We start from the raw sequence: 15,991 nt of genomic DNA, 5'->3' as shown, positions 1-15,991 counted from the left end.
GCTCATCCGTCCAACCAGACATAGGAGGCCAGGCGCCCGGTGGTGCGCTCGCCGCGGTACGAGAAATGGTCCGCCGATTCGCGGGTGCAGACGGCCGACGAGACCGTCCCCTCCACCCCGAGCCCGGACAGCTGGGCCCGGACACCGGCCGGCACGTCGAGGGCGGGCGTGCCCCGGGCCGTGACGGCCCGGGCCCCGGGCACCACGGCGGCGACCTCGTCCCGCATCCCCGCCGGGACCTCGTAGCAACGGCCGCAGATGGCCGGGCCGGTGTGCGCGACGAGCCGGGAGGGTTCGGCACCGAGCCGCACCATGGCTCCGACCAGCGCCGGGACCACTCCGGCGGCGAGTCCGGGACGGCCCGCGTGGGCGGCGCCCGCGATTCCGGCGACCGGGTCGGCCAGCAGGACCGGAACGCAGTCCGCGGTGAGCACCGCGAGGGCGAGCCCCCGGCGGGCCGTCACCACCGCGTCGACGGCGTCGTCCGCCGTTCCGTCCCAGGGGCCGTCGACCACGGCCACGTCCCGGCCGTGCACCTGGTTCATCCAGACCACCCGGCCCGGGGCGAGGCCCAGCGACTCCGCGGCGAGTTCGCGGTTCTTCCGGACGGCCGCGGGGTCGTCGCCGACCGCGCCGCCGAGATTGAGCTCGGCATACGGAGCGGCGCTCACCCCGCCCCACCGGTCGGTGAAGGCGAAGCGGGCGCCGCCCGTCTCGTACTGTTCCCCTATCACGTGCGGGCCACGGCTACTTGAGGAAGTCCGGCACGTCGAGCTCCTCGGCCTGGCTGTCCGAGTACGGACGGGCCGGGGCACCTGCGGGGGCGCGGCCGGCGGCGAGGGGACGTCGGCGACCGGGGCCGCCTCGGCCGGATCGGGCTCCTCCTCACGGGAGGGGGTGACGCTGCCGAGTCCGCCGAAGGACGGGCGGCTCTCCACCGGGGCGGGTGCGGGCGTCTCCTCGCGGCCGCCGTAGGAGCCGAGCACCTTGTCCCGGCTCTGGCTCTTCGAGGGCGGCTGGCCGCCGTCGAACCCGGCCGCGATCACGGTGACCCGGACCTCGTCGCCGAGGGCGTCGTCGATGACCGCGCCGAAGATGATGTTGGCCTCCGGGTGGGCGGCCTCGCTGACCAGCTGCGCGGCCTCGTTGATCTCGAACAGACCGAGGTCGGAGCCGCCGGAGATGGAGAGCAGCACCCCGCGGGCGCCGTCGATGGACGCCTCCAGCAGCGGCGAGGAGATCGCCATCTCGGCGGCGGCCACGGCACGGTCGTCGCCGCGGGCCGATCCGATGCCCATGAGCGCCGATCCCGCCTCGGACATCACGGACTTCACATCCGCGAAGTCGAGGTTGATGAGCCCCGGGGTGGTGATGAGGTCGGTGATGCCCTGGACGCCCGACAGCAGGACCTGGTCCGCGGACTTGAAGGCGTCGAGCACGCTGACCTGGCGGTCGGAGATCGACAGCAGTCGGTCGTTGGGGATCACGATGAGGGTGTCGACCTCGTCGCGCAGGCCGGCGATGCCGTCCTCGGCCTGGTTCGCGCGGCGCCGGCCCTCGAAGGTGAAGGGGCGGGTGACCACGCCGATGGTCAGCGCACCCAGGGAGCGGGCGATGCCGGCGACCACGGGGGCGCCGCCGGTGCCCGTGCCACCCCCCTCGCCCGCGGTGACGAAGACCATGTCGGCCCCCTTGAGGACCTCCTCGATCTCCTCGCGGTGGTCCTCGGCCGCCTTGCGGCCGACATCGGGATTGGCGCCGGCGCCGAGGCCCCGGGTGAGCTCACGGCCGACGTCGAGTTTGACGTCCGCGTCGCTCATCAGCAGGGCCTGTGCGTCCGTGTTGATCGCGATGAACTCGACGCCCTTGAGACCGACCTCGATCATCCGGTTGATGGCGTTGACGCCACCGCCGCCGATGCCGACGACCTTGATGACTGCGAGGTAGTTCTGCGGTGCTGCCACGTCGAAGGCCTCTCGCCTCGAGTTACGTATGCCTGAGGGCCGGTTCGAAGTGCCGACCCGAACCCTAACCGTGAAGTTTAGGGTTACCAGTGTGTCTGCCCCTTGGAGCCTTCGAACGAGACACTAAGTCGACAAGTGCCACGCGTTCAACGAACACGCCGAACCTGCCGCTTTTCTTTTCACCCTATGTGATCGCGCATCATGGTGGGGCACCAGGGTGCGGGCCGGATGAGTCGGGGTCAACTCCCGGAGACCGCCGGGGCGCTGGGAGAGCTCACATCGAAGTGGTCGGCTCCCCGCGCGCTTTTCAGCAAAGCGAGAAGCGTCCCGGCCTTCTGTTCCGAACGCTCGGGCGAACCCCAGACGACGGTCCGGCCGCCCGTCAGTTCCAGGGTGACGGAGTCGTAGGAACGGACCACCAGGGCACGGGTCTCCCGGTGAATCGGGGCAGGCAGCCCGGCCGCGACACCGGCTGCCTCCCTCCGCAGCCGTTCCGCTCCGAAACGGCGCAGACTCGGTGACCGGGCGGCGTCCATTTCCAGTAGCGGTACGCCCTTGGGCGGTTGGCTCACCGTGGCGAAAAGCACACCATCGCCGTCCACTTCGATGAACTTTCCGCCCTTTTCGATAAGCACCGCGGGCTTTCGCTCCGTCACCTTCAGACCGACCTCGTGCGGCCATGAGCGTACGACCTCGACGGAGTCGATGCGCGGGAGTTTTTCCCGCAGCCGGGCGGCGACCGCTTCGGTGTCGACGGAAACCAGAGGGGCGCCGCGCGGAACGGCGGCCGCCCGGCGGACCTGCTCCGGGGTCAGTACCCCGGTCCCGTCGACCGTCACCCGCTCCACCCGCACCCACGGCGAGCCGTGCAGGAACCAGAAGACGCCGGCCGCGGACAGGGCCAGGCCCAGGGCCCAGAAGACGAGCCGGTCTCCGCGCGGGCGCCACCGGCGCGGACGCTCCCGCCCGGCCGGTTCCGGGGACGGGCCGGACGGCGACAGCCCGTTCCCGCCGCGCCGGGCGGTCGTCTGTCCGGCCACGCTCCCCTGCCTTCCCGCGTTCCGCGCGCGCTGTCCTCCGGGGCCGTCAGCCGGCCCGGCCTGCCGCGATCGCCTCGTAGACCATGCCGACCAGCAGTTCGTCGGCGTCCCGGCGGCCGAAGTCGGCGGCCGCGCGCGACATCTCGTGCAGCCGGTAGGCGTCGGTGAGCACCGGCACCACCTGCTGCTGCACCCACTCGGGCGTCAGTTCGGCGTCGTCCACCAGAAGTCCGCCGCCCGCCTTGACCACCGGCTGGGCATTGAGCCGCTGTTCACCGTTGCCGATCGGCAGGGGCACATAGGCGGCGGGCAGTCCGACGGCCGACAGCTCGGCGACCGTCATCGCGCCCGCCCGGCAGAGCATCATGTCCGCCGCCGCGTAGGCCAGGTCCATCCGGTCCACGTACGAAACGGGGATGTACGGCGGCATGCCCGGCATGTTGTCGGCCCGCGGCAGTTCGTTCTTGGGGCCGACCGCGTGCAGGATCTGGATGCCCGCGCGCTGGAGCGCCGGAGCCACCGTCTGCACGACCTCGTTCAGCCGCCGCGCGCCCTGCGATCCGCCGGACACCAGCAGGGTGGGCAGGTTCTGGTCCAGGCCGAACGCGGCCCGGGCCTCCGGCCGGGCCGCCGCCCGGTCCAGGGTGGCGATGGAGCGGCGCAGCGGAATGCCCACGTATCGCGCGCCGCGCAGCTTGCTGTCCGGGGTGCTCACCGCGACGGCCGCGGCGTACCGCGAGCCGATCTTGTTGGCGAGACCGGGGCGCGCGTTGGCCTCGTGGACGATGATCGGCACCCCCAGCCGCTTGGCCGCGAGATAGCCGGGCAGCGCCACATAGCCGCCGAACCCGACCACGCAGTCGGCCTTGGTGCGCTCCAGGATCTGCTCCGCGGCCTTGATGGTGCCGCGCAGCCGGCCGGGAACGGTGATCAGTTCCGGTGTGGGCTTGCGCGGCAGCGGTACGGCCGGGATCAGCCCCAGTTCGTAGCCCCGCTCGGGTACGAGCCGGGTCTCGAGTCCGCGCTCCGTTCCCAGGGCCGTGATTCCCACGGCCGGGTCGTGCCTCCGCAGGGCATCCGCGAGGGCGAGCGCGGGCTCGATGTGGCCGGCGGTCCCCCCACCGGCGAGTACGACATGCACCGAAATTCACCGCTCTCCGGACGGCGGCCGCTCCGCGCGCCGTCTCATCGTGTTCCTTCCCGCCCGGGCCAGCCGCTTTCCCGGGTAAAACTGCCTCAGACGAGGCTGCCGCATGGCCAGGGCCGCCCGGGCGGCGGGCTCACTGCGCGCGAACGCGATCATCAGCCCGACGGCGAACAGGGTCGGCAGCAGGGCCGACCCCCCGTAGGAGACCAGCGGGAGCGGGACTCCGGCGATCGGCAGCAGGCCGAGCACCGCACCAATGTTGACCACGGCCTGGGCCGTGATCCAGGTGGTCACACCTCCCGCGGCGTACCTGACGAAGGGGTCCTCCGTGCGTCCGGCCACGCGGATACCCGCATAGCCTAGAGCCGCGTAGAGGGCGAGCACCGACAGCGTCCCCGCCAGGCCGAGTTCCTCCCCTGTCACGGCGAAGATGAAGTCGGTGTGTGGTTCGGGTAGTTCACCCCATTTCTCCACGCTTGCGCCGAGGCCGGCACCGAACCAGTTGCCGTTGGCCAGAGCGTATATCCCGTGGACGGCCTGCCAGCACTGGTCCTGCGGGCCGGGGTCGGTGGCGCCGATGCACTCCAGGCGGGCCATCCGGTTGGGGTTGGTCCCGATGAACAGCGCGCCGATGAGCCCGGCGACGGCGAGCACCCCGGCGAACAGCCGGGTGGGGGCGCCGGCCAGCCAGAGCAGGCCGAAGAGGATCGCGGTCAGGATGATGGCCGTGCCCATGTCGCCGCCGAGCATGATCAGTCCGAGCACCAGGAAGGCGACCGGGACCAGCGGCACCAGCAGGTGCTTCCACTGGGCCAGCAGCTTCTTCTCCCGCTTGCGCGCGAGCAGGTCGGCGCCCCAGAGGACGAGCGCGAGTTTCCCGAACTCGCTGGGCTGGAGCTGGAACGGGCCGCCGAGCTGGATCCAGTTCTGATTGCCCTTCACCGCGTGCCCGACGCCGGGGATCTGGACCAGCACCAGCAGCACCAGGCAGACGGCGAGCAGCGGGTACGCCAGGGCGCGGTGGAGGCGGACCGGCATCCGGGAGGCCAGCAGGAGCAGGCCCGCGCCGATCCCGGCGGCCAGCAGCTGCTTGCCGAAGAAGTAGGTGGAGGGCAGGTCGGAGCGGAGAGCCTGGATCTGGGAGGCGGAGAAGACCATCACCAGGCCCAGCACGGTCAGCAGCATCCCGCTGCCCAGGATCAGGTAATAGGCCGTCAGCGGGCGGTCCCAGGCGCGCCGCAGACGGTCCCTGAGGTGCCGCAGCCGGTGCACCGGGCCGGAACGGCCGGACGGGCGGCGTCCGGGGCGGGCCGGGGCGGTGCGGCTCCGGCCCGCCCCGCCGGACCGTGCCGGGCGGGGACGTGCCGGGGCGCGCTCACGTGTCGGGATGCGGGGCCGCTCGGCCGTCATGTCCCCTCCAGTCGGGCTGCCGGGTGCCGGGCGGCCGGTCGGGCACGGGGGGCAGCCCGGTCAGCGTCCCTGTCCCCCATGCCCGGCCCCGAGCTCGCGCACGGCCTCGGCGAAGGCCTCGCCGCGCTTGCCGTAGTTGACGAACATGTCCATCGAGGCGCAGGCGGGGGCCAGCAGAACGGTGTCTCCCGGCCGGGCGAGCGCCGCCGCTTCCCGGACCGCCGCCGCCATCGCCCCAGTGTCGGTCCGGCCGAGCTCGGCGACCGGGACATCCGGGGCGTGTCGCGTCAGGGCTTCGCGGATGAGGGCCCGGTCGGCGCCCATCAGGACGGCCCCGCGCAGCCGTCCGGAGGCCGCCGCCACCAGTTCGTCGAACGTGGCGCCCTTGGCGAGGCCGCCGGCGATCCAGACGACGGAGTCGTAGGCGGTCAGGGAGGCCTCGGCGGCATGGGTGTTGGTCGCCTTGGAGTCGTCGATGTACGTGACGCCGCCGATCTCCGCGACCCGCGCGATACGGTGCGGCTCGGGCCGGAACGCCCGCAGGCCGTCCCGTACGGCGCGCGGCTCGACGCCGTAGGCGCGGGCCAGGGCCGCGGCGGCGAGGGCGTTGGCGATGTTGTGCGGGACCGGCGGGTTGACGTCGGAGACCTCGGCCAGCTCCTGGGCCTGCTTCTGACGGTCCGCCACGAAGGCGCGGTCGACGAGGATGCCGTCGACGACGCCGAGCTGGGAGGGCGCCGGGGGGCCGAGGGTGAAGCCGATGGCGCGGCAGCCCTCCTCCACGTCGGCGGCGCGGACCAGTTCCTCGGTGGCCTTGTCGGCCGCGTTGTAGACGCAGGCGACCGTGTTGCCCTGGTAGATCCGGCCCTTGTCGGCGGCGTACGCCTCCATCGAGCCGTGCCAGTCGAGGTGGTCGGGCGCCAGGTTGAGGACGGTGGCGGAGTGCGCGCGCAGGCTGGGCGCCCAGTGCAGCTGGTAGCTGGAGAGTTCGACGGCCAGCACGTCGTACGGCTCGGCGTCCTCCCGCTGCTCGGCGAGGACGGCGTCCAGGACGGAGACGCCGATGTTGCCGACGGCGGCGGTGCGCAGCCCGGCGGCCTCCAGGATGGCGGCGAGCATCCGGACCGTGGTGGTCTTGCCGTTGGTGCCGGTGACGGCGAGCCAGGGCGCGGCGTCCGGGCCGCGCAGGCGCCAGGCCAGCTCCACATCACCCCAGACCGGGACGCCGGCCTCGGCCGCGGTCCGGAAGAGCGGCTTGTCCGGCTGCCACCCCGGTGTGGTGACGACGAGTTCGGTGGACTCGGGGAGGGTGGCGCCGTCGCCCAGGCGGACCGTGACGCCCAGCGCCTCCAGTTCGGCGGCCTGCTGCCGCGACCGTTCGTCGTCGCCGTCGTTGACCACGGTGACCCGGGCGCCGAGGCCCCGCAGCACGCGCGCTGCGGGGACCCCGGAGACACCGAGTCCGGCGACGGTGACACGGGTGCCGGCCCAGTTCACTTGCCCGCCGCCCAGCCCGCGTAGAAGAGACCGAGACCGACGATCACGCACATGCCCTGGATGATCCAGAATCTGACCACGACCAGCACTTCGCTCCAGCCCTTGAGCTCGAAGTGGTGCTGGAGCGGCGCCATCCGGAAGACCCGCTTCCCGGTGAGCCGGAAGGAGCCGACCTGGATGACGACGGACATCGTGATCAGGACGAAGAGGCCGCCGAGCAGGGCGAGCAGGAGCTCCGTGCGGGAGACGATCGCCAGGCCGGCGAGCGCGCCGCCGAGGGCCAGCGAACCGGTGTCGCCCATGAAGATCTTGGCGGGCGAGGTGTTCCACCACAGGAAGCCGAAGCAGGCGCCCATCAGGGCGGAGGCCACCACGGCCAGGTCCAGCGGGTCGCGGACCTCGAAGCAGGCGGCGGGGTTGGTCAGCCGCTCGGCGTAGGCGCAGGACTCCTGGTGCTGCCAGACACCGATGAAGGTGTAGGCGCCGAAGACCATCACGGAGGCGCCGGTGGCCAGGCCGTCGAGGCCGTCGGTCAGGTTCACGCCGTTCGACATCGCGAGGATCATGAACAGCGCCCAGATCACGAAGATGACCGGGCCGAGCGACCAGCCGAAGTCCTGCGTGAAGGAGAGCTTGTCGGAGGCCGGTGTCTGGCCCCGGCCGTCCGCGAAGTTGAGCGACAGGACCGCGAAGGCGATGCCGACGATCAGCTGGCCGGCCATCTTCGCCTTGGCGCGCAGACCGAGGCTCCGCTGCTTGACGATCTTGATGTAGTCGTCCAGGAAGCCGACCAGGCCCATGCCCGCCATCAGGAAGAGCACCAGGAGACCCGAGAAGGTGGGGTTCGTGGCGGTGATCACCTTGGTGAGGGCGTACGCGATGAGCGTGGCCAGGATGAAGGCGATACCACCCATGGTGGGGGTGCCGCGCTTGCCGTGGTGCCCGCGCGGGCCGTCGTCCCGGATGTACTGCCCGTAGCCCTTGCGGGCCAGCAGTTTGATCAGCAGCGGAGTGCCGACCAGGGTCAGGAAGAGCCCGATGACTCCGGAGAAGAGGATCTGCCTCATCGGCCGGCGACCTCACCCTCGCCCGCGGCCGCGCCGCCGTCGGCGAGCAGCTCCTGCGCCACCCGCTCCAGCCCCACCGAACGGGACGCCTTCACCAGCACGACGTCGCCCGGGCGCAGTTCTCTGCGCATAAGGTCGACCGCCGCCCGTGCGTCGGACACGTGCACCGACTCCTCACCCCACGAACCCTCGTTCTTGGCACCCATGTCGAGCCAGGCGGCCTCCCGGCCCCCGACCGCCACAAGCTTGCTGACGTTGAGTCGGACGGCCAGCCGCCCGACCGCGTCGTGCTCGGCGAGTGACTCCTCGCCGAGCTCGGCCATCTCGCCGAGCACGGCCCACGTACGACGCCCCTTGCCCATGGCGACGAGCGCACGGAGCGCCGCCCGCACGGAGTCGGGGTTCGCGTTGTAGGCGTCGTTGACGACCGTCACGCCGTCCGGGCGCTCGGTGACCTCCATGCGCCAGCGGGAGAGCTGGCCGGCCTCGGAGAGCGCGGTGGCGATCTCGTCGGCAGGCATGCCCAACTCATGGGCGACGGCGGCCGCGGCGAGCGCGTTCGACACGTGGTGCTCACCGTACAGCCGCAGGGTCACGGCACTGCACCCGGTGGGGGTGCGAAGTGTGAAGGCGGGCTGCCCGGTGTCCGTGAGGCGGACGTCCTCGGCGCGGACGCCGGCGTCCGCGGACTCGCCGAACAGGACGGTACGGGCCCGGGTGCGGCCCGCCATGGCCCGTACCAGCGGGTCGTCGGCGTTGAGGACGGCCAGGCCGCCCTCCGCGGCCGGCGGCAGCGCCTCGGCCAGCTCGCCCTTCGCCTCGGCGATCTGCTCCTTGCCGCCGAACTCGCCGACGTGCGCGGTGCCGACGTTGAGCACGACGCCGATCCGCGGCGGGGTGAGCTCCGCGAGGTACCGGATGTGCCCCTTGCCGCGGGCGCCCATTTCCAGGACGAGGTGACGGGTCGTCGCCTCGGCGCGCAGGGCGGTCAGCGGCAGCCCGATCTCGTTGTTGAGGGAGCCGGGCGGCCAGACCGTCGGGCCGATCCGCTGCAGGAGCTGGGCGAGCAGGTCCTTGGTGCTGGTCTTGCCGGCCGAGCCGGTCAGCGCGACGACGGTGGTGCCCAGCCGCCGGACGACCTCGCGGGCCAGCGCGCCGAGCGCGGCCGTGACGTCGTCGACGACGATCGCCGGGACGCCGACGGGCCGGGCGGCGAGAACGGCGACCGCCCCCCGCTCGACGGCCTGCCGTGCGTAGTCGTGGCCGTCCACGTTCTCACCGGCGAACGCGGCGAACAGGCCGCCGGGACCCGCCTTCCGCGAGTCGATCTCGACGGAGCCGGTGACCCGGGCGCCGAGGTCCGGTATGTCGTGCGGACGGCCGGAGACGGCGGCGGTGATCTCGGCGAGCGAGAGGTCGATCACCGGTCACCCCCGCGGGGGCCGGACGGCTGCCGGGTGAAGGCGTGTGCGCGCATGGCGGTCTGTCATCCCTGGTCGGTGGAGTGCGGAGGGAGCGCGCCGCCGGCTTCCGCCGGGGTGGCGCGCTCCGCGGCGGCACGGGCGCGGATGGCCCCGCCCAGCACCTCACGGTCGTCGAAGGCGCGGACCACGCCCGCGATGTGCTGGCCCTGTTCGTGCCCCTTGCCGAGGACCAGCACCGCGTCACCGGGCTCGGCCCGGGCGACGGCCGCGGCGATGGCCTCGGCGCGGTCGGCGTGCAGCAGGACGTCGCCGCGCTCGTGGACCGGGACCTCGGAGGCACCGGTGAGCATCACGGCGAGGATCGCCAGGGGGTCCTCGGAGCGCGGGTTGTCGGAGGTGAGCACGGCGGTGTCGGAGAGCCGGGCCAGCGCCGCGCCCATCGGGCGGCGCTTGTGCGGGTCGCGGTCGCCGCCGCAGCCGAGCACCGCGTGGATTCTGCCGTCGGTGACCCGGCGGACCGCGCGGAGGACGGACTCCACGGCGTCGGGCTTGTGCGCATAGTCGACGAAGGCGAGATACGGCTGGCCCTCGTCGACCCGCTCCAGCCGGCCGGGGACCCCGGGGATCCCCGCGACGCCGTCGGCCGCCGTCTGCGGGTCGACGCCGGCGACGACGAGGGCGGTGACCGCGGCGAGGGCGTTGGCGACGTTGAACGGGCCCGGCAGCGGCGCGGCGGCCCGCACGGACTCGCCCTTGGGGCCGACGGCGGTGAAGGTGGAGCCGAGCGGGCCGACCTCGATCTCCTCGGCGCGCCAGTCGGCGTCCGGATGGCCCTCCGCGGAGAAGGTGGTGACCGGGACCTCGGACTCGTGGACCAGGCGGCGGCCGTACTCGTCGTCGAGGTTGACGACGCCGGCGCGGCTGCGGCGGGCGGTGAACAGCTGGGCCTTCGCCCGGAAGTAGTCCTCCATGTCCGGGTGGAAGTCCAGGTGCTCGGGGCTGAGGTTGTTGAAGACGGCGACGTCGAACACGCAGCCGTCGACCCGCCCGAGGACCAGGGCGTGGCTGGAGACCTCCATGGTGACCGAGCGGACACCGCGCTCGCGCATCACGGCGAAGAGCGCCTGGAGGTCGGTGGCCTCCGGGGTGGTGCGCTCGCTCTTGATGCGCTCGTCGCCGATCCGGGACTCGACGGTGCCGATGAGGCCGGTGGGTTCGGGGGCGCCGCCGTCCTCCTCGGCCCCGCCGTCGTCCGCGCCGGTGACCGGGTGCCGGCGGCGGGCGGCGGCCGCGGCCCGGAGACCGCCGTCGATCATGTAGGCGGTGGTGGTCTTGCCGGAGGTGCCGGTGATGCCGATCTGGAGGAGATCGCGGCCCGGGTCGCCGTAGACCGTGACGGCCAGTTCGCCCATCCGGCCGCGGGGATCGTCCACGACGAGGACCGGGAGGCCGGTGGCGGTGGCCCGCTCGGCACCGGACGGGTCGGTGAGGACGGCCGCGGCGCCGAGGCCGGCGGCCTGTCCGGCGAAGTCGGCGCCGTGCAGGCGGGCTCCGGGGAGCGCGGCGTAGATGTCACCGGGGCGCACCGCGCGGGAGTCGTGGGTGATGCCCGTGACCGCCGCGTCGGCGGCGCCCGGGGGGAGCTCGGCGCCCAGCTGATCCGCCAGCTTCGCCACCGGCGTCGGGTGGACCCGTTCGGGGCGTGGCGCCCCCGGGGGGTTCGCGGGGACTCGCCTCGGGGCCTCCCCCGTCGGCGGCGCGTCGGGGGACGGGGTGTGGGACTGATCAGCATGTGGCACGGCGGTGAGCGTACCCGGCCCACCGGGCGGGTCGCGAAACAAGGGGTGGAAGGCATTCCGTTCCTCGCCGTCCGGGGTGATCGACGTCACGGGATCCGGCCTCAATCTCTTTCTCGGTTACTGGGGCGTCCGGGCTCTCCGGGGTCTCCCGGTTTTCCGGGCCTCTTCCCGGTTCTTCCGGTTTCGGCTCTTGTTCCCCGTTGTCCCGCCCCCTGGTGCGTCGATCCGCGTGATTCCGCCCGGTTCCGGCGCGCGTTCAGCCGCGCGGCTCGAAGGTCACCGGCAGTCTCGCCGGGTCGGCGCCGGTCGGGGCCACCTTGAGGCTTTTCAGCGCGAACTCCGTGACCTGCTTGTAGACGGGGCCGCAGACCTGGCCGCCGAAGTAGCTCCCCTTGTCGGGGTCCGGGTCCTGGACGGCGCAGTAGACGGTGACCCTCGGCCGGTCCGCGGGTGCGAATCCGGCGAACGAGGCGGTGTAGCCGTTGTAACGGCCGGTGTCCGGGTCCACCCGGTTGGAGGTACCGGTCTTGCCCGCGACGCGGTAGCCGGGGATCCGGGCCCTGGTGCCCGTTCCCTCCTCGCTGCCGACGACGGACTCCAGCATCCTCGCCAGCGTCTTGGCGGTCTTCTCGCTGATGACACGGGTGGTCCGGGGCTCCGGTGCCGGGGTGAAGCGGCCGTCGGGCCCGGTGGTGCCGCGGACGAGCGTGGGCTCCACGCGCACCCCGCCGTTGGCGATCGTCGAGTAGACGGAGGCGGCCTGGACGGCGTTGATCGAGAGCCCCTGGCCGAACGGGATCGTGTACTGCTGCGAAGCGCTCCAGTCCTCCGGCTTCGCCAGGATGCCCGGGGTCTCGCCGGGGTAGCCGAGGCCGGTGGGCCGGCCGATGCCGAACTTCCGCAGATAGGAGTGGAGGACCTTGTTCGCCTCCTTCTGTGTCGTGCCGAGCTGTTCGACGGCGAGGATCGTCCCGAGGTTGCTGGACTTGGCGAGCACGCCGTTGAGCGTCAGATACCAGGTGGGGTGGTCGACGTCGTCGGCGAAGAGCCGGTCGGCCCGGTGCAGCCTGTTGGGCACCGTCACATGGGTCCCGGGGGTGGCGGCGCCCTCCTCCAGGACGGCGGCCATCGACATCACCTTGCTGGTGCTTCCGGGCTCGTACGCGTCCTGGAGCGCCGGGTTGCCGAGGCCGGTGCCGGCGGCGGAGATGTCGTTCGGGTCGAACCCGGGGGCGTTGGCCAGGGCCAGGATCTCGCCGGTCCGGGTGTCCTGCACGACGACGTAACCGCGCTGGGCACCGGTCTCCCGGACCTTTTCGGTGATGGCCCGCTGGGCGGCCCACTGCAGGTCGCGGTCGATGGTCAGCCGGACGTCGGAGCCCGGCACGGCGGGCTGCTCCCGGGCGCTCTCGGTGGGCACCCGGCGGCCGCCGGAGTGGGCGTAGGTGATCTTGCCGGGCTCACCGGCCAGCTCCTTGTCGAGCTTGGCCTCCAGGCCGCCGCCGCCCCTGCCCTCGGCGTTGACGAAGCCCAGTATCCCGGCGGCCAGCTCCCGGTTCGGGTAGATCCGCTTGCTGTGCGGCTCCTGGTAGATCCCCGCCAGCGGGTTCGGCTCGCCGCCGGAGCCGGCCTTCTCGGCGAAGCCGTCCCTGAGGTCCTTGATCTGCTGCCAGACCTGCGGGGACTGGCGGCGGGCCAGGACCGCGTAGCGGGAGTTGCCCGCGGAGAGCTTCTCCGCCATCCCGTCCTCGTCCTGTTCCAGGATGGGGGCGAGCAGTTCGGCCGCCCGTTCGGGGGCGTCCCGGCTCCCGCTCTGCTCCGGGGCGAAGAGATACGGGTCGCCGATGATGTCGTAGGCGTCGACGGTGGTGGCCAGCTCGCCGCCGGAGCGGTCGGTGATGGAGCCCCGCTCGGCGGCGATCGTATGGGTGATGTACCGGTTGACCCGGCTCTTGGCCGCGTAGGTGTCGGCCTCCACGGCCTGCACCTGGAGCAGGCGGACCACGAACGCGAGCATGACGAGGGTCAGCGTGAGGCTGATCAGCCGGAGGCGGGGGCGGGGCTGCCGAGGCGGATCGGCCGCTGCGCCGGGCGGCCGGGGCGCGGACCGCGGCCGCCGGGGGCGCCCGGCCCACGGCCCTGGCACCGCCGGACCGCGGGGTCCTCCCGCCGGTCCCGGCCGGCGGCCGCGGGGGCGGCGGGGCCGGGCACCCGCCGGCGCGGCTGCTGGGGGTCACTCATGCGCTGGCCTTTCCGGTGCGGGGGTGCGGGCGGTCAGCCGCCGGGGCGGTGAGCGGGCGGCTCCGGGAGCGGCTCCTCCGCCGGCCCCGAGAGCCCGGAGAGGCCCGGCCGCCCGGAGGGCGCGGCGGAGGCGCCGGACGGGCCCGGCGCCGGGGACGACGGGGCTGCTGCTTCGGACGGGACGCCGCGCACGGTGCCGTCCGGGTACAGGAAGACCGGACTGCCGCCGGGGACCATGCCGAGCTCGCGGGCGCGCTCCGCGAGCGCGTCGGGCGCCGTGAAGGCGTCGACCTCCTGTTGCAGGGCCTGCTGCTGGCCCGTCAGGTCGGTGGTCTCCCTCCGCAGCTCGCTGAGCCGGAAGGAGCCCTGGTTGAGCGAGGCGTTGAGGAGGAGCAGGCTGATCAGCCCGCCGGCGAGCAGGAGCACCACCAGCAGGACGAACGGAGTGCGGGCCGCCGTGCTCGGCCCGGCCGGCATCAGCCGGGCCAGCCGGGCGGCCCTGCCCCGGAGCGTCCGCTTCACCGGTGGTCCTCCCTGATCCGCTGGGCGCCGCGCAGCCGGGCGGGCGCGGCGCGCTTGTTCTCCGCCACCTCCTCGTCGCCGGGAAGCTCCGCGCCGCGGGTCAGGAGCTTCAGCCGCGGCTGGTACTGCTCGGGGACGACGGGCAGACCGGGGGGCGCCGTGTTGCCCGCTCCGGCGGCGAACACCTGCTTGACGAGCCGGTCCTCCAGCGAGTGGTACGACAGCACGGCGACGCGGCCGCCGACGGCGAGCCGGGAGACCGCGGCGGGGATCGCCCGTTCGAGGACGGACAGTTCGCCGTTGACCTCGATGCGCAGCGCCTGGAAGGTGCGTTTGGCCGGGTTGCCGCCGGTGCGCTTCGCCGCCTGGGGCAGGGCGTTCCGGATGAGTTCCACGAGACGGGCGCTGTTCGTGAAGGGCTCCTCGGCCCGGGCCTTGACGACCGCGTCCACGATCTTCCGGGCGAACTTCTCCTCGCCGTAGGTGCGCAGGATGCGGACCAGGTCGCCGGGCGGGTAGGTGTTGAGGACCTCGGCCGCGCTCATGCCCGTCGTCTGGTCCATCCGCATGTCGAGCGGTGCGTCCTGGGCGTAGGCGAATCCGCGTCCGGCCTCGTCCAGCTGCATGGAGGAGACCCCCAGGTCGAACAGGATGCCCTGGACGCGCGGGATGCCGAGCCGGTCCAGCACCTCGGGGAGCTCGTCGTAGACGGCGTGCACCAGGGTGGCCCGGTCCGCGTGGGGAGCGAGCCGCTCGCCGGCGAGCCGCAGCGCCACCGGGTCGCGGTCGAGGGCGATGAGGCGGACGCCGGGGAAGGTGTTCAGCAGGGCCTCGCTGTGCCCGCCGAGGCCGAGGGTGCAGTCGACGGCGACGGCGCCCGGCCCGGCCAGGGCAGGGGCCAACAGGTCCAGGCACCGCTGGAGCATCACCGGGACATGTCGGGTCTCGCTCATGCGCCCTCTCAGATCGGCGCCGCCGTACGCACCGCCGGGTCCCCGCCCGCTCTGCGAGCCGCTGGCACCGGGGAAGGAGCGTCAGCCGACCGGGGAGCGGGAGGAGGCCGAGCCGTACGTACAGGCCGCGCACGCGGGATTTCTCGGTCCGGGGGAGCTCCGCGCCTCCCACTTCGCGTCACTTTAGTCCACTCCTCGGCGCGGTCAATCAACGGGCCTGCGCGCCGCGCGGACCGGCTCCCGGCCCTCCGCGGGGCCGTCCGCGGGGTGTGGATCGGCTCACATCCCGGGCCGTTGGACGGCTTTGCCCCCATCTCACAGCGGGCCCCGGCCCGGCGCGCCGGATAACGTCGGAGTATGTCGACATCTGCGCCCGCACCCCGCCCCGCCACCGACAGCGTCATCGACCGGCTCGTGAGCGCCAACCGCGCGTACGCCGCCGGGTTCACCGACCCGGGCATGGACGCCCGGCCCGTCCTGAAGGTCGCCGTCGTGGCCTGCATGGACGCGCGGCTGGACCTGCACGCCGCCCTCGGCCTGGACCTGGGCGACGCCCACACCATCCGCAACGCCGGCGGTGTGGTCACCGATGACACCATCCGTTCGCTGACCATCAGCCAGCGCGCCCTGGGCACCCGCAGCATCGCTCTGGTCCACCACACGAACTGCGGTCTGGAGAGCCTCACCGAGGAGTTCCGGCACGACCTGGAGATGGAGGTCGGCCAGCGGCCGAACTGGGCGGTGGAGGCGTTCCGGGACGTCGACCAGGACGTGCGCCAGTCGATGCAGCGGGTCCGCACCTCGCCGTTCCTGCTGGACACCCGCGACGTCCGCGGGTTCGTCTTCGACGTGACCACCGGGCTGCTGCGGGAGATCGACCCCGCGGGGCCGGAGTCCTGAACCCGGGGGGTCGGGGGGTCCCCCGTG

The 15,991-nt window shown here is 73.1% G+C and carries 11 protein-coding genes and 2 pseudogenes; 1 reads left to right on the top strand and 12 read right to left on the bottom strand.

Annotation, left to right across the window (positions count from 1 at the left end; translation table 11 throughout):
- Positions 1–2: 2 nt before the first annotated feature.
- The 12 genes and pseudogenes from pgeF to rsmH all read right to left on the bottom strand — a co-directional run bounded on the left by pgeF (position 3) and on the right by rsmH (position 15,064).
- The gene (gene pgeF / locus E4N63_RS24755; RefSeq protein ID WP_125623680.1) at positions 3–734 is read right to left on the bottom strand and encodes a peptidoglycan editing factor PgeF; all 732 of its coding nucleotides are present in this window, start codon (positions 732–734) and stop codon (positions 3–5) included.
- Between the two features lie 13 nt (positions 735–747).
- Positions 748–1,964, bottom strand: a pseudogene (gene ftsZ, locus E4N63_RS24750) (cell division protein FtsZ).
- Positions 1,965–2,203: 239 nt separating this feature from the next.
- A complete protein-coding gene (locus tag E4N63_RS24745) occupies positions 2,204–3,004 on the bottom strand; it encodes a cell division protein FtsQ/DivIB (RefSeq protein ID WP_374112831.1) in 801 nt (266 codons plus the stop codon).
- 46 nt (positions 3,005–3,050) lie between these two features.
- Positions 3,051–4,145, bottom strand: coding sequence for an undecaprenyldiphospho-muramoylpentapeptide beta-N-acetylglucosaminyltransferase (gene murG / locus E4N63_RS24740; RefSeq protein WP_125623677.1), 1,095 nt, complete (start codon positions 4,143–4,145; stop codon positions 3,051–3,053).
- Positions 4,146–4,151: 6 nt separating this feature from the next.
- Positions 4,152–5,561: a putative lipid II flippase FtsW gene (gene ftsW / locus E4N63_RS24735; protein WP_230241724.1), complete on the bottom strand. Its 1,410-nt coding sequence runs from the start codon at positions 5,559–5,561 to the stop codon at positions 4,152–4,154.
- Between the two features lie 60 nt (positions 5,562–5,621).
- Positions 5,622–7,073 (bottom strand): UDP-N-acetylmuramoyl-L-alanine--D-glutamate ligase, encoded by a 1,452-nt coding sequence (gene murD / locus E4N63_RS24730; RefSeq protein ID WP_230242633.1) that lies wholly within the window; start codon positions 7,071–7,073, stop codon positions 5,622–5,624.
- A complete protein-coding gene (mraY, locus tag E4N63_RS24725; protein WP_019709463.1) occupies positions 7,055–8,125 on the bottom strand; it encodes a phospho-N-acetylmuramoyl-pentapeptide-transferase in 1,071 nt (356 codons plus the stop codon). Before mraY ends, murD begins: the two co-directional genes overlap by 19 nt.
- A complete protein-coding gene (murF, locus tag E4N63_RS24720) occupies positions 8,122–9,549 on the bottom strand; it encodes a UDP-N-acetylmuramoyl-tripeptide--D-alanyl-D-alanine ligase (protein WP_125623675.1) in 1,428 nt (475 codons plus the stop codon). Before murF ends, mraY begins: the two co-directional genes overlap by 4 nt.
- A 62-nt stretch (positions 9,550–9,611) precedes the next feature.
- On the bottom strand, positions 9,612–11,438 hold the full coding sequence (locus E4N63_RS24715) for a UDP-N-acetylmuramoyl-L-alanyl-D-glutamate--2,6-diaminopimelate ligase (RefSeq protein WP_125623674.1): 1,827 nt from the start codon (positions 11,436–11,438) through the stop codon (positions 9,612–9,614).
- Between the two features lie 166 nt (positions 11,439–11,604).
- A pseudogene (locus E4N63_RS24710) lies at positions 11,605–13,589 on the bottom strand (peptidoglycan D,D-transpeptidase FtsI family protein).
- A gap of 33 nt (positions 13,590–13,622) precedes the next feature.
- On the bottom strand, positions 13,623–14,111 hold the full coding sequence (locus E4N63_RS24705) for a septum formation initiator family protein (RefSeq protein WP_374112830.1): 489 nt from the start codon (positions 14,109–14,111) through the stop codon (positions 13,623–13,625).
- A complete protein-coding gene (gene rsmH / locus E4N63_RS24700) occupies positions 14,108–15,064 on the bottom strand; it encodes a 16S rRNA (cytosine(1402)-N(4))-methyltransferase RsmH (protein WP_230241723.1) in 957 nt (318 codons plus the stop codon). The genes E4N63_RS24705 and rsmH overlap by 4 nt, the downstream gene beginning before the upstream one ends.
- A 357-nt stretch (positions 15,065–15,421) precedes the next feature.
- On the opposite strand from rsmH, the gene E4N63_RS24695 reads away from it, so the two are divergent.
- Positions 15,422–15,964, top strand: a complete 543-nt coding sequence (locus E4N63_RS24695) for a carbonic anhydrase (RefSeq protein ID WP_125626469.1) — start codon at positions 15,422–15,424, stop codon at positions 15,962–15,964.
- Positions 15,965–15,991: the final 27 nt, after the last annotated feature.

It is taken from the genome of Streptomyces sp. MNU89 (genome assembly GCF_020982505.1).
In the GTDB taxonomy this organism is placed as follows: Bacteria; Actinomycetota; Actinomycetes; order Streptomycetales; family Streptomycetaceae; genus Streptomyces; species Streptomyces xinghaiensis.
The sequence above is the reverse complement of the archived record's forward strand: the minus strand, read 5'-3'. Positions and strand labels throughout refer to the sequence as shown.